This is a genomic window from Anaerosporobacter sp., assembly GCF_031551385.1.
Taxonomy (GTDB): domain Bacteria; phylum Bacillota; class Clostridia; order Lachnospirales; family Lachnospiraceae; genus Anaerosporobacter.
Genome location: NZ_JAVBNS010000108.1, coordinates 13,417 through 28,840 on the forward strand (window position 1 = coordinate 13,417; position 15,424 = coordinate 28,840).

10 protein-coding genes are annotated in these 15,424 nt (G+C 36.4%); 9 read left to right on the forward strand and 1 reads right to left on the reverse strand.

Going from position 1 to position 15,424, the window contains the following annotated elements:
- Positions 1-86: 86 nt before the first annotated feature.
- On the reverse strand, positions 87-1,895 hold the full coding sequence (locus RMR19_RS09760) for a cache domain-containing sensor histidine kinase (protein ID WP_310603307.1): 1,809 nt from the start codon (positions 1,893-1,895) through the stop codon (positions 87-89).
- A gap of 126 nt (positions 1,896-2,021) precedes the next feature.
- Between RMR19_RS09760 and RMR19_RS09765 the strand changes: the two genes are divergently transcribed.
- The 9 genes from RMR19_RS09765 to RMR19_RS09805 all read left to right on the forward strand — a co-directional run bounded on the left by RMR19_RS09765 (position 2,022) and on the right by RMR19_RS09805 (position 15,424).
- Positions 2,022-3,581 (forward strand): response regulator, encoded by a 1,560-nt coding sequence (locus RMR19_RS09765; RefSeq protein WP_310603308.1) that lies wholly within the window; start codon positions 2,022-2,024, stop codon positions 3,579-3,581.
- 161 nt (positions 3,582-3,742) lie between these two features.
- Complete coding sequence (locus RMR19_RS09770) at positions 3,743-5,053, forward strand: ABC transporter substrate-binding protein (protein WP_310603309.1); 1,311 nt, start codon at positions 3,743-3,745, stop codon at positions 5,051-5,053.
- A gap of 85 nt (positions 5,054-5,138) precedes the next feature.
- Positions 5,139-6,017, forward strand: a complete 879-nt coding sequence (locus RMR19_RS09775) for a carbohydrate ABC transporter permease (RefSeq protein ID WP_310603310.1) — start codon at positions 5,139-5,141, stop codon at positions 6,015-6,017.
- On the forward strand, positions 6,014-6,901 hold the full coding sequence (locus RMR19_RS09780; RefSeq protein WP_310603311.1) for a carbohydrate ABC transporter permease: 888 nt from the start codon (positions 6,014-6,016) through the stop codon (positions 6,899-6,901). The genes RMR19_RS09775 and RMR19_RS09780 overlap by 4 nt, the downstream gene beginning before the upstream one ends.
- Positions 6,902-6,917: 16 nt before the next feature.
- A complete protein-coding gene (locus RMR19_RS09785) occupies positions 6,918-9,011 on the forward strand; it encodes a methyl-accepting chemotaxis protein (RefSeq protein WP_310603312.1) in 2,094 nt (697 codons plus the stop codon).
- An 18-nt stretch (positions 9,012-9,029) separates the two neighbouring features.
- Positions 9,030-10,238, forward strand: coding sequence for a hypothetical protein (locus tag RMR19_RS09790; protein WP_310603313.1), 1,209 nt, complete (start codon positions 9,030-9,032; stop codon positions 10,236-10,238).
- A gap of 90 nt (positions 10,239-10,328) precedes the next feature.
- Positions 10,329-11,999 carry a S8 family peptidase gene (locus RMR19_RS09795; protein WP_310603314.1) on the forward strand — a complete coding sequence of 557 codons (1,671 nt, stop codon included), beginning with the start codon at positions 10,329-10,331 and terminating at the stop codon, positions 11,997-11,999.
- A 78-nt stretch (positions 12,000-12,077) separates the two neighbouring features.
- Positions 12,078-13,748 (forward strand): S8 family peptidase, encoded by a 1,671-nt coding sequence (locus RMR19_RS09800; RefSeq protein ID WP_310603315.1) that lies wholly within the window; start codon positions 12,078-12,080, stop codon positions 13,746-13,748.
- 323 nt (positions 13,749-14,071) lie between these two features.
- On the forward strand, positions 14,072-15,424 hold the full coding sequence (locus RMR19_RS09805; RefSeq protein WP_310603316.1) for an AAA family ATPase: 1,353 nt from the start codon (positions 14,072-14,074) through the stop codon (positions 15,422-15,424).

The following is a 15,424-nucleotide window of genomic DNA, read 5'->3' on the forward strand; positions in this document are numbered from 1 at the left end:
TGGCTCTTTAAAGTTCTATATTTATAGGACAAAGTTATTTAGGTTGTTACACTTTACATGAGAGTTTACCATCAGACATGCCGTGCTTACTCGATAACGGGTAGTGTAATCGTTACAATTGTTCCGCTAGAAACATCACTAGCGATTGTCAATCCGTAGGATTCTCCATAACGAAGCTTCAACCTCTTATTGACGTTTCTTAAACCGATACTTTTGAATGTATCGTTCTTATCATTGATGTAGTCATTGAGATTTTTAACTGTAGTTGAATCCATTCCTTTTCCGTTATCCGATACGATAAGAAAGAGGGTGGAATGTTCTTGATAGCCAGTAACCATGATTTTTCCACCAGTTCTAATGGTATTCATGCCATGATAAATTGCATTCTCAACAACGGGTTGAAGAATTAGTTTGATGATTGTAATGGAATATAACTCAGCAGGGACATCAATCTGAATGGAGTAGGAATCATGAAAACGGATTTCCTGAAGGTGAATATAGCGTCCTAAGATGGAAAGTTCCTCTTCTAAGGAGACTTCCGTTTTGTTTTTACTAATTCCATAATAGAGAATTTGTCCAAGGTCACTAGCCATTTCTGATGTTGTAGGGTCATCGTTAATTGTTGCCATCATACTGATGGATTCCAGTGTGTTGTATAAGAAATGCGGATTAATCTGCGATTGTAGCATCTGTAGTTCTGTTTCGCCTTGCTTAATTTGAGTAAGGTAGACTTCTTGAATCAAGTTATTGATTTTGACAATCATATGGTTAAAGGAGGTTGCCAGACTGCCGATTTCATCTTTTGTTACTATTTTAATCTGGTTATCAAAGTTACCAGAAGCAGCAAGACTCATAAGTGCTTTCAACTTTCGAATTGGTAGGACAATCTGCCGACTGATAATAATAATGAGGAAAACCGTGATACAAAGGATAATCAAAGAAATCAAAAACGTTGAAAACTGCATTCGGTTTATATCGCCATATAAATCAACGGTAGGAATAATATTTACAATTCTCCATCCAGAGTAATCTGAAAGAATGGAGGAGATATAGACTTTTTGATTCTGAAATGTAGCATCGACCACTTCATCACCTGCAGGAAAATCGAGTGCAAGAATGCTTTCATCAGCAGTTAGAGCGATGTTTTCTTCGTTCGTGTCATAAATCACTTTATCACCACTGAGAATAAGAATGTGGTTGTTTGCGGATAATTTCATATTCTGACAGACATTGCGAAGATAGGAAATGTCTGTGTTAATTAATAGAACACCCATTACTTGAGCTTCTTGATATTTTACAATGCCACGAGCAACACCAAAGACATAGTGCGTCTTATTGTCCGTTGTATGAGGAAGCAGATAGGTATCAACAATACGAGCTTTTCCGAAGCTATCAACAGTTTCTTGAAACCAATCCTCTTCGGTAGGATTAAAGGCTTTGTAGATGGGTACTTTTACTTTATAATCAGCAGCACCACTTAGGTTGAATATATAGCATGAGTTCAAGGCTGATTTGTAAGTCATAATATCATTAAACATTTGCTCGTTCAATTTTTGAAAATCAAGAGTGGAAACACTTGTAGTATTGAACGTGGATAATTCATTGATATAGTTCGTATTATTTTGCTTATGAGTTAAGGGAAACGTAGTTATCTTGTCAAGATCCGTTAGATAATCGTCAATTTTCTCGTTTGTTTGGCGATTTGTTTGTAGAATTTCCTTCTTAATATTCTTCTCAGTATCTGACTTGTAATTGATAAAGTTAGTGAAAGAAAGTGTTACAATTGCGATAAAAACGAAAATGATTATAAAAGAAAGCCTTGCAAAGATGGAAAGGTCATTAAAACGAAGGTGTGGAAAATGGGTATTAGATTTTTTGTCTTGATGGAAAGCCATATGTTACCTCCGTATTGAATCGCTATATGAGCAAGATTTGATAGCATTAGTATACAAAAAACTAATTGTAAATACAAGCGTTTCTGCTATAATTAAAGTTACAAACAGAGAAGGAGTTGATTGGAATTGAGACTGTTTTTGGTGGATGATGATCCGATAATTCGTGCGGGTATCAGCAAGATTATAGAAACGAGCGGGGAAGATTATGAAATTGTTGGACAGGCTTCAGACGGAGAATTAGCACTGGAGAAAATCAAAGAAGCTCAAGACATCGACTTGATTTTAACGGATATCAGAATGCCGATTATGGATGGGTTGGAACTTATCAGAGAGGTTCGCAAATTTAACACACAGGTTAAAATTGTGGTACTCAGTGGCTTTGATGATTATAACTACGTTAGAAATGCATTTATGGACGGAGCAATTGATTATGTACTAAAACCAATTGTGAAAAAAGATTTCTTGGATTTGATGAAAAAAATCGAAAAGAAAATCGAAGATGAAACTAGAGATAATATGTATGGAGATTCCGATGGACGAAATCTGGTTAAAAAATATCTCATTCAGTTAGCGCATAGAAAATACCAAACAGAAGAAGAATTCGAAGAAATTCTACAAGCATTACATCTGGAACGTGGAGTGGCCAGCTTAGTTATGGCTTTGAAAGTGAATAAGAGATTGGAGAATTTTCACGAACAAAATTATTATGAGCATATTATGGAGGAATCATTGGTTAAGTTGAAAAACATCTTTTCGCTGGATCAAAAATTTCGAATTCTTTGCTTTACAGAAAACAATCGTATCATTATCTTTGTAAGTGCACTGAAGCAAACAGAAGTGGCAGAAGCAGTTGATAAATACTATCTATATATAAAGAATACACCGTTAAGTGAGTCGGTAACATTTACAATGGGCGTGAGTGACGTATATGATAATATGGAACGGTTTTCTCAGATGTATCAAGAGTCAATATCCGCAGTGGAGCATTGCCTTTATGCAGGCTGTGAAAATGTTATCCATTACCGTGAGACATTAGGTTCTGTGCCAGTAGCAGACTTTGATTGGAATAGAGAACGGTTAAGTGGAGCTTTTGAATTATGTGACTATGTTGGAATTAAGCATGAACTTGATGATATCTTTAATTCACTACGTAGACGTAACCCAGAGGAAGTTAGAAAACATGTGCGATTAATCATCGAGTACCTAATCTTGAATGTCAAAGATTTTCAGACAGCATTAACTGGTAGCCAGTTGGAATATGAATTTTTCATTCGTAATGTGACGACATTTGATGAAATGAAAGAACGACTATATTCAGCATCGAAGACACTAATTCTTAGTATGAAAGCAGAACGGGAAAGCCGCAGCGAAAGTAGGATTGAAATTGCAAAAGCGTATATGGAGCAACACTATATGGAGATGCTTACTTTAAATCAAGTGGCGGAGCATGTGGAATTGAATCCATCTTATTTTTCAAATCTATTTAAAAAAGAAACTGATGTGAATTTCTCAGAATATCTATTGAATGTTCGAATCAATATGGCGAAGAAGTTATTGCTTGATCCAACGATAAAGGTATATGAAATCGGAAATATGGTCGGCTATGAAGATGCCATTTCTTTTGGTAGGGCATTTAAGAAAAAGATAGGAATGTCACCAAAGGAATATCGTAATACAGTGTGTTAACTCGAAAAGGATGCCTATTTAAACGGCATCTTTTTTTAGGTTCAAACTAAATACTTGCATAGAAATACAAAGCACGGTAATTTTATTTAAAAAAGAACCTGTGTATAATAAAGATACAAGATGCATCTTAAATACAAATAAAAAGTATGGGAGAAAACTATATGAAGAAAAAAATGGTGAGTGTATTATGTGGTATTATGGCATGCACGATGTTGGTAGCATGTGGAACAAATCCGAACAAAGGCAAGGAAACTAAAAATTCAGAAGCTGTTAGTACGGAAGATAAAAACGTAGATAACAACACAAATAACAATGAAACGGAAAGCACGCTAAGTGGTAAAATCGTAATTGCAACGAATATGACGAATGTAGTAGATACTACATTGGCAGCTATGGCAAATGAGTTTATGGCAGCACATCCAGGAACAACAATCGAATATGAAGGAATTAAAGATTATGATTCCGTAATATCTACAAGAGTATCTTCTGGTGAAGCACCAGACATTTTCTTAGTAATTGACGGAATGACAACAGATACACTTGATGACTATTTCTTACCGTTAGATGGTTTGGATATTAAATGGGACGATATCTATTTCTCAACACAGAATACTGGTAGTGATGGTAAAATCTATGCAATTGCAGATAGTGTAAACTATGCAGGGTTTGTATATAACAAGGCAGCATTTCGTGAAGCAGGAGTAGAGGTTCCAACGACAAAAGAAGAATTCTTTACTGTTTGTGAAAAATTAAAAGAAGTTGGAATTACACCAGTTGGAACTGCATTTAAAGATGTTTGGCCAATTTACCCTTGGGTAGGCTGGGATATTGCACAAATCAACATAAATGGCAATGCCAAAGGAAAGAACCTTTACTTAGGAAGCAATGAGATTTTTGATACAACAATGGTGGAATCAATGGGTACAATTCGTGAGTTATATCAAAAGGGATTCTTAGAAGCAGATATCATGTCAGCAAACTGGGATCAATTAAAGGTTGATTTATCTTCTGGTAAAACAGCAATGTACTATTCTGAAAGTTGGTTACCAGCTCAAATCGTAGAAGGTGGCGCAGCAGCGGAAGACGTTGGAATGTTCCCATACCCCGGTTCAAAGGGTGTGTATATGTCAAGTGGTAAGAGCTATGGAATCTCAAAAGATTGTAAGAATCCAGAGTTAGCAATGGCATACCTAAAATTCATGTTGGAAGATGGCCGTCATGCCAAAGCAATTAGTACATTACCAGCAGACAAGACTTCTAAAATTCAAGATTCCTTTGTTGCTGAATTATTATCATATGGTGTTTCAGCAGTAGAAAATGAGGTTACTGATCCGGAATTTGATAAATTAAGAAATAAAATTGAACTAGATGAACAGTCATTATTAATGACATACGTAATGGAAAAGGATGATGCCGCAGCACAGTCTATCTTAGATGGTTGGAATGAAAAATGGGTGGCAGCTCAAAAATAAGAAAAGAGTAAGCAAAAAGGCTGCCGTTTGTAGTGAAGTCGGCAGCCTTTTTGCACCCTAAATCTAAAGCAAAGGAAGGATATGTATGAATAATAAAAGAAAAGACGGCGTAACAGTCTTTATATTCCTGTTTGTACCAGTTATATTACTAGCACTTTTTAGCTATTATCCACTGGTTAAGCTGTTTGAGCTTAGTTTCTCAGATTGGAATGGCTTATCAAGCAGCTATAACTATGTTGGATTTAGCAATTACAAAGAGGTTATCGGGCAAAAGGATCTTTGGACGGTATTTGCTAATAATGGTGCATATATTATTACAGCTCTAATGCAACAGTTTATTGGTTTGTTCTTAGCAATAATATTAAATTGTAATTTGAAGAAAAAGAACTTCTTTCGAGCAGTACTTTTTATGCCTTACATCATTAACGGTGTTGCAGTAGTATTTATGTTTAACTACCTATATGATTTCACAAACTCTCCAATTAACTACATATTAGGATTGCTTGGGCTTGGCGATAAGGCGATTCATTTCTTAGGGACAAGTTATTGGTCAAACTTTTCGTTAGCATTTATCAGCTTCTGGAAATATGTTGGTTTTACTATGGTTATCTTCATTGCTGCCTTACAGTCAATTCCTTCTGAAATATATGAAGCCGCAAGAGTAGATGGAGCAGGATTTTGGCAGACGATCACTCGTATTACAATGCCGAATATCAAAGGAATGTTCAAGATTTCTTTACTACTAAGTATTAATGGTGCATTCCAAGCGTATTTTGAGCCGTATATGATTACAAAGGGTGGCCCGAATGGACGAACAGATACATTTATTACTAAGACATTGACACTTGCATTTGGTTTCCGTAAGTATGGCAAAGCAGCCGTAATGGGAGTAATGCTACTTGGAATTATCTTGCTGTTAGTGGTAGTTCAGAAAGTATTCTTAAAGGAAGGTGAAGCAAATTGATAGAACGTTGGAAAGAAAAAAGACAGCAAAACAAGGATGAAATTAAAGACACATTTATTATCTCTAGTCCATTCGGACGTGTTATGGCGTATGTACTACTAATTATATTCTTGATATTAGTAATCGCGCCACTTTTAATCATTGTTAACATTTCGTTGAAAACAAATGCGGAATATATGATGAATGGGGTATATAGTTTCCCTGAAAAGATATTGAACTTCCAGAACTATGTAACAGCATTTATTAGCGGTAAATACGGCATGGCATTTATTAATACAGCAATTTTGATTTGTGTTAGTGTACCAGTTTCAATTTTAGTCGGAACAATGGTAGCGTATGCTTTGGGAAGATTTGAATTCCGCTTGAAAAAGTTGATGTTTATATTGTTTCTGATTCCAACTTTTATTCCAGGGATGACAGTTACGATTGCAACATTTACCTTAATTAAGAACCTTGGGCTATTCAATACTAGACTAGCGGGAATGCTGCTTTATATCGGAACAGATATTATGCAGATTTATATCTTCTTACAGTTTATTAGCCAGATTCCATTTGCGTTAGATGAAAGTGCGAAGTTAGATGGAGCCTCCCGCTTCCGAGTGTACTGGTCGATTATCCTGCCACAGATGAAGCCAGCAATTGCTACTTGTGTGATATTAAAAGTATTGAGTATTTATAATGATTTCTTTACACCATATATGTACATGCCAAAATCCAATTTAAGGACGGTTGCAACAGCGTTGAATACATTTGCTGGTGACCGAATGGCGGATTGGCCACTTATGTCGGCTGCGATTGTTTTTGTTGCATTACCGACGTTGATTTTGTACTTCTTTATGCAGCGATTTATTATTAACGGTGTCTCAGATGGAGCAGTTAAATAGAAAAACGGTGATGCGTATGAAAAAAAATAAAATATTAAAGAAAAATAAAAACCCCCAACGATTTAAGTTAAATAAACAAATGTTTCACAGCATCCGCTTTACGATGCTGTTGGCATTTTCGATTCCAATTATTTTAATCCTACTATTAGGAATTATTACATGTCGAAAATCATCGGACATCATTGTTGAAAAATTCAAAAGCTCAGCAACGCAGTCCATTCAGACTGCAAAGGACTATTTGAATCTGTTGTTGACCGATGAAGAAGCCAAATCAGCACAGCTTGCCTCTGATAATTTAATAAAAAAATATTGTGGTGATGCATATGTGACTGGTTCGACAGAGGAATATAATGCGTATAACGAAATCTATAAGAATGTTTTAAATGTGTTTAGTACAGATAAGTATATTAGTGGAATTAGTATATTTGCAAAAAATGGTCGAAGTATATTGAGCTCTTCCTACATTTCACAGGGATATCGTTATAGTGATTTGTTAGCATCACCAGAACTAGCAGAACTTGAAGCGAGTGGTGAGAAATATATCTGGCTAGGTAAACATGCTTATCTTGATAGCGTAGTACAAAGTAATGGCCTCCAATACGCTTTGACACTAGTAAGGGGCATTACAAACAAATCAGGAGAAATTATAGGCTATGTGTTTTTGGATATTGGACAGAAGCAGTTAAATGAAATCTTGGCTGAAATTAATTTGGAAGACACTTGTGAAACCGTATTGTGGACATGTGATGATAAAAAGCTTACACATGTGGAAAACGGGGAATCCTTGCCAATTGAAGAAGGTCGAGAAAAAATAGAATCTTTAAATGAAGAGTATGGAAACTGTGAGCTAGCGCTAAATGGCGAGGAATATGTACTGTTGTATGCGAATTTACGAAGCTCGAAGTTAATGGTTTACAGTATGCTGCCAAAGGAAATCTTGCTCGATGGTGAGAAAGAAATAAAGACGATTACTTATGCTATGGTGGCAATTGCTGCAGTCATTGTTGCCTTATTGGTTGGATTCATTCTTGCTGGTATGAATAAGGTTATTTATCAGTTGATGGAATCTGCTAAGCAGGCTGCGGGTGGAAATCTTGTCGTGCAAGTTGAGACAAAGCGAAAGGACGAATTTGGAAAGCTTTCTGCAAGCATAAATCAGATGCTTGTCGGGATGAGAGGTCTACTGATAAAGACAAATCAGGTTGTCGATGATGTAGTAGAGTCTTCGGCAGAGGTGAATCAGGTCGCTCAGAACATACAAAGTTTTTCTACATCGATTAATGATTCCATTGCTGAACTTGAACAAGGGGCTGAGCAACAGGTAAATACGATTATTGAATGTCAGCTTGAGATGGATCATCTAGCCGGAATGGTAGAGGCAGTTACAGACAGTGCGCAAACGATGGCGGAGATTGCCACTCAAGCAGGTCAGGTGGTATCGCAGGGTGTAATGGTTGTTGATGAATTACAGCAAAAATCGGAATATACAGAATCAATTATGGGTGGAATGATTGAGGAGATGTCTGAACTAAAACAGGAATCAAAACAAATCGGAACAGTCATTCAATTGATTAACAGTATTGCGACACAGACAAATCTACTTTCTTTAAATGCGTCGATTGAAGCTGCTAGAGCAGGTAGTGCGGGAAAAGGTTTTGCCGTTGTAGCTGTCGAAATTCGTAGACTTTCGGAACAGTCGGTAGAAGCAGTTTCTCAAATCCAAGGAACTATCTTGCAGATTCAAAACCGTATGGATCATTTGGCTAAGGTTTCTCTTGGGGCGGGTGATAGTATGCATGGTCAAAAGAAGGCCCTAGAGCATACGGTAAGTATGTTTGATGGTATTAACCAACAAGTCGAGTTAATGATGGACTGCATCTATAAGATTTCTAATCAGATGCAGGAGATTGATAAGGTGAAAAAGGTTACGCTTGATATGGTGGAGAATATCTCTGCCGTTTCAGAAGAATCGAGTGCCGTGAATCGATCAGTTAATGAGTCAACTTTGCAACAGAAGCAATTGGCGGAGCGTCTAGGAACTGCATCAATGGAGTTGATGGAACATTCTCGTTCATTAAACGAAGCAATTAGTTTATTTCAAATAGAGTAGAAAAGGAGCATTAGTATCATGAAACAACCAAAAATTAAATATTCACTAGAACCCGTAATAGAGCCACAGCCAGGTTGTGATTGGGCGGATACGATGGTTTTAAATCCAGCATTAGTAATCGCAGAAAATGATGATGCAATTCACATGCTGTTTCGAGCTACAGGACCTTGGCAACAGAAGAATTTAAAGGGTAAATCAGATCCGTATCCAATCTTTTTGGGCTATGCGAAAAGTGAGGATGGTGGTGAAAGCTTTCAAGCTGATTTTTCTCGCCCAGCACTTGCACCAATGTTGGCGTATGAGATGGAAGAGATGTATATCGAGAATGACAAAGGAGAAAAAGTTCTAAACTATGCTAATGGTTGTATCGAAGACCCAAGGATTTTTAGGGTTGAAGAAGATTGGTATCTAAGTGTGGCGTGCCGTTTGTTCCCACCAGGCCCTTATTGGGAAGGTGATAAACGTCGAGATAATCTTCCCGATTGGGCGATGGATGAAGCAAATCCGCTTGGTAAATTAGCCAACCGCAATGATACCGTTACAGTCCTTTACCGATTAAACTTAACTGAGCTGACTAGGGAAAACTATGACCAAGCATTTACTTATGTTGGCCCAGTGACAGACGGTAATGTATCGGATAATCGTGATGTCTTTCTATTTCCTAAGAAATTCAAGATTGACGGACGGGAACAATATCTGATGTTGCACCGCCCAGATGACCCAAGTGAATTCAGTGCAGGTCAAGGGGTGACGAAACCATCTATTATGATGGCGGCGGCTGAGCAGATTGAGGATTTTGTAACTGACAAAGCGACTCACCATTTATTTGCTACTGGTATATTTGATTGGGAAGAGGAGCGAATTGGTGCCAGTTTTCCACCGATTGATTTAGGAGATGGAGAGTGGCTGATTTCTTATCACGGTAAGCAGTTACCAGACGTTGGGTATACGCAATCATTTATAATTGTGAGAGAACTTGAAGATACATTTCCAGAGATTATTCACCGTGTAAGTGAGCGATTGATTTATGCAAAGCAAAAGTGGGAGTTACCAGATAAATTCCCATGTCCATGCATCTTTACGACAGGTGGAGTTGTAAAAGACGGTGTGTTGATTATGAGTTATGGCGCAGCTGATCAAAAAATTGGAATTGCTAAAGTGAATTTTGCAGAGTTGATTCATTATATAAGATGCTTTGATAGAAATGGTGAGATTGGAACGATGTAGTATGGAATAATTATGATTTGATAATAATACATATCAAATATAATTGATGCATAATATCTATATAAACTATGCTGAAAGACCGTGATTAAAATGAATAAAATATTGGATGAAAATGTTTATGATTTAATTATTGATAACATTATGCTACCCTCCTATGATACAGGAGATAATACGACATTTATAAATCAAATTATATCATTACTACATGTAGTTAATAATAATATGTCTGTATGCGATTTAGGCAGGCAACCCTATCATCGTTTTCCGGCATTGTTCACGTTAGAGTCTGACATTAGTATTGAGAAATCAAGAATTAACAGAGTTCAAACCAATCCTTACTTAGGGCTGTATGGAAGTGGTGTAATTGTAGGTATTATCGATACGGGAATAGATTATCAACATCCGGTTTTCTGTCACAATGATGGTACTACGAGGATACTTTCTATATGGGATCAGAGTGTACAAGAAGGTAATATACCAGATGATTTTACATTTGGCTCAGAATACACATATAAGCAAATTAATTTAGCATTACAATCAGACAATCCATTGTCAATTGTGCCATCAGTAGATGCGATTGGACACGGAACGGCGATAGCAAGTATTGTGGCAGGAAAGGAAGATATAGGGAAAGCATTTCGTGGAGTAGCACCAGATAGTGAATTAGTTGTAGTGAAGCTGAAGGAAGCGAAAAAAAATCTTCGCAAGATTTTCTTTGTACCAGAGGATGCTGTATGCTATCAGGAGTCGGATATATTACTTGCGCTTCGCTATTTAATGATGGTTTCAAAGAAATTAAATCGTCCACTTGCTATATGTCTGGCACTTGGAACTAGTCAAGGTGGGCATGATGGTCGAGGTAATACAAGTGTATATCTTGATTATGTAGGGCAGGTTTCCCGTGTCGGTGCTTCTGTTTCAGCTGGAAACGAAGGAAACACACAGAGACATTATTATGGGCAGACAGATACACCATCTATAGATGAAGTTTTTGAACTTAGAGTAGATGATAAAGATAAAGAGTTTTCGTTAGAAATTTGGCCAGATGTGCTTGCGCGATTAGCAATTGAAATAATAACACCAACAGGTGAATCAACACAGTGGATCTATCCGCAGAGAAATGCTTGTATTGAGAATGACTTTATCTATAGTCCAAGTAATATATGGGTAAATAACATTATGCTTGAGGAGAAAACAGGAAACCAACTTATATTAATACGTTTTAAAGGCGCAATTCAAGGTATATGGCAATTTCGACTTAGAAATATAGGGAATGAACCTTACTCGTTTCATGCATGGTTACCATCTGGGCACTTAATTTCTAGGGATACCTATTTCTTGAATGCAAATCCAGATACGACAATAACCGAACCAGGAAATGCTAAGAATACTCTTACTGTGGCTGCTTATAATCAAAATACAGATGCTATATTGCTAGAATCAAGTAGGGGTTATACGAGAACGGACTTGGTTAAGCCTAATCTAGCAGCACCAGGCTATAATCTTACGTGTGCTCTACCGAATAACCAATTTGGCACACTAATGGGTACGGGAGCAGCAGCGGCACACACGGCAGGAATCATTGCTATGATTCTGGAGTGGGCAGTAGTACAGGGAAATTACACTTCTATAACTGGTAATGATATCAATAATCTACTTATCCGAGGTGCAAGGCGTAAACCTACAATGGTATATCCCAATAATATATGGGGATATGGTGAGGTGGATGCGTATGCATTGTTTGAGCGACTTACGATTTAATGGTTGTTAGGTGTAATAGTGGTGTGAACTACAACATATCTATATTAATAAGAAATATCTCCAATGAGGAGTGAGTTGATGAATAAAGCGCTTGACGAAAACTATTATGACTTTATTATTGATAATGCTATTTTACCTCCCGGTGAAATGGGAGATGATATAACCTACATTAATGAACGACATTCTTTACTCCATGTACTAAATATGAATATGGAGGTTTGTGATTTGGGAACAACGCCGTATCATCGTTTCCCTTCTATATTCACATTAGAATCTACGATAAGTCTTGAAAAGTCTAAAGTGGATGAAGTGCAGCGAAATCCCTACTTGGCACTATATGGTCAAGGAGTACTTGTCGGAGTAATAGATACAGGAATAGATTATCAACACCCTGTTTTTCTTCACGCAGATAATACTTCTCGAATTGTATCAATATGGGACCAAACGATACAGGATGGAACAATACCAGATGGATTTTCATTTGGTTCAGAGTATAATAAAGAACTTATTAATATTGCGCTACAGTCGGCAGATCCACTTTCTGTTGTACCAACTGTAGATACAGATGGACATGGAACGGCACTTGCAAGTATAGCGGCGGGGAGAGAGGACGTAGAACATGATTTTCGAGGTGTCGTACCAGATGCTGAACTTGTAGTCGTTAAGTTAAAGGAAGCGAAAGGGAATTTACGAAAAATATTTTTTGTGCCTGAAGGAGCAGTATGTTTTCAGGAGTCAGATATAATGCTTGGTATACGCTATCTACTTTCTGTTTCACAAAAGCTAAATCGGCCACTTGCAATATGTATAGGAATTGGAACAAGTCAAGGGGGACATGATGGACATGGTGCAACGAGTAGCTATCTAGATGATCTTGCACAGACCCCGCGTATAGGAGTGGCAATATCCGCAGGAAATGAAGGAAATAAACGAAGACATTATTATAGTAGTACTACAGATGCAAATTTTATGAAGGATATTGAACTTCGTATTGATCCTAAAGATGGCTTATTTTCTCTAGAAATTTGGCCCGATGCTCCTAGTCGGTTAGCTATTGATGTCATTACACCAAATGGGGAATCGACGCAATGGGTATACCCTCAGATAGGCATATGTAATAAATATAATTTCATATATACGCAAAGTACAGTATGGATAAACAATATTATTTTTGAAGAAGAAACAGGAGATCAGCTTATCTTAGTACGCTTTCAAAACCCAGGAGGAGGTGTTTGGCGACTACGACTTAGAAATGTAGATAATGAGGTGTTTTCTGTTCATTCATGGTTGCCAGCTGCTTATCTTATCTCAGATGATACATATTTTCTTGAATCTGATCCAAATACAACGATAACATCACCAGGAAATGCGACCTATCCTCTTACCGTTACAGCCTATAACCAATATAATAGCAGTATATTAATTACCTCAAGCAGAGGTTATACAAGGAAAAATATAGTGAAGCCAGATGTTGCTGCGCCAGGTTACCAACAGACTTGTGCTTTGCCAAATGGTCTTTTTGGTACTTTAAGTGGTACAGGAGGAGCAGCAGCGCATAGTGCAGGGATTATAGCAATGGTTCTTGAATGGGCTGTAACACGTGGAAACTATACTTCGATTACAGGCATTGATATTAACCGTCTAATTATTAGGGGAGCAGATCGTAGCGAAGATTATACCTACCCGAATAACGTATGGGGATACGGTCAAATCGACGTAGACGGCTTGTTTAGCCGCCTTGCTATATAAGCGATACTATAACAAAAATCAAGAATCAAAGACAATATTATATGGAGATATAACAGCAGCGATGGTAACGCCATTTTCTGCTGTTTTTTTTATGATAAATTTTCCTTGAGGTTTTTGATATGTTGGCTTGGTGGAATACAAAGTATTTTGCGCAGAAAAAATAAGAGAAAAAAACTCTATACAATATAATAAAAATGAATTTATATATAAATGTTAGGTGATACAGAGAAAAAATCTCTGAATAGATGCCTTGAGATTGACAAAGACTAGAAAAAAAACTATAATAAGTGCTAAATAGTAAAAAAATCGAGGAGAGTATTGCTATGTTAATTAAACTAATAGTAGATAACTTTAAGTCATTTAATAAAGAGACCGAGTTAACAATGATTCCATCTAATAAAACTAGAAAGAAAGTAGATCATAAGATTAGTGTTAAGAGTACTCCATTACTAAAATACGCGGTAATTTATGGTGCGAATGCTGCTGGTAAGTCAAATTTAGTTGAAGCATTTAATTTTATTCAATATTCTGTTGTTAAGGCAATACCAGCATATGCAACTACAATGTTTTGCAAATCAGAAGAAAATAATTCAAAAAGAGCAAGTACTTTTGAACTTCAGTTTACGGTAAATGGGAAGTTTTATGCGTATGGTTTTTCTCTGATTTTAAAAGAACGTAAAATCACAGCGGAATGGTTATATCAATTGTATCAAAATGGGACGGCAAAGACATTGTTTGAAAGAGAATTAGGAAAAAAACCGCAACTTGGAGAAGATGTTTTGTTGGAGAAGGTTGACGAGATAAAACTGCAAACATATCTAGAGGACTTTGATGAAAAATCAAATATGCTATTTTTATCCTTTATGAACAAAGAAAAAAAATATAATCCTAATTCAAAAATGTTTTTTTTCAAAGAAGTTTTTAATTGGATAAATGAAAACATGGAGATATGCACTCCACAAACATCATTGACTAGCTTTGAGTATTATTATGATGATGCATCATTAACAATTATAAATGAATTGATAAAAACATTTGATACTGGTATCAGCAAAGTAAGCATTAATGAAATTTCAAGAGATGAATTTAAAAAGGAACTTCCTGAATCGATATTTGATAATCTTATGGAAGAACTGAAAAAGAAGCTTGAAGAAAGTGATAATAAGAAATTTAAAGTATCAATGCGGTCGCATAATAGTTTTTTCAATATTGAAAATACAAAAAATGGTGAATTAAAAGTGAGCACAATTAAATTAACACATGGTAACTCTTTTTATGATTTTAAATTCAAAGAAGAATCAGATGGTACGAGGCGCTTATTTGAGTTGCTTGATATTTTGCTAAATAAATCAGAAAACAAAGTTTATGTGATTGATGAAATGGAAAGAAGTTTGCACCCTAAATTAACATCAAAATTCATAGAACTTTTTGATCGATTGCATCCAGATCAAAAGATACAATTGATTTTTACGACACACGAATCAACAATAATGGATCAAGAACTATTTAGAAGAGACGAAATATGGTTCGTCGAACGTGATAAAGATAATAACAGTAATATATACTCTTTAGATAAGTTTAAAGAGCGTTATGATAAAAAGTTAAGCAAGGCATACCTTGAGGGAAGGTATGGTGCGGTTCCTGTATTTACCTCTTTCAATTTTAAGGAGGTATAA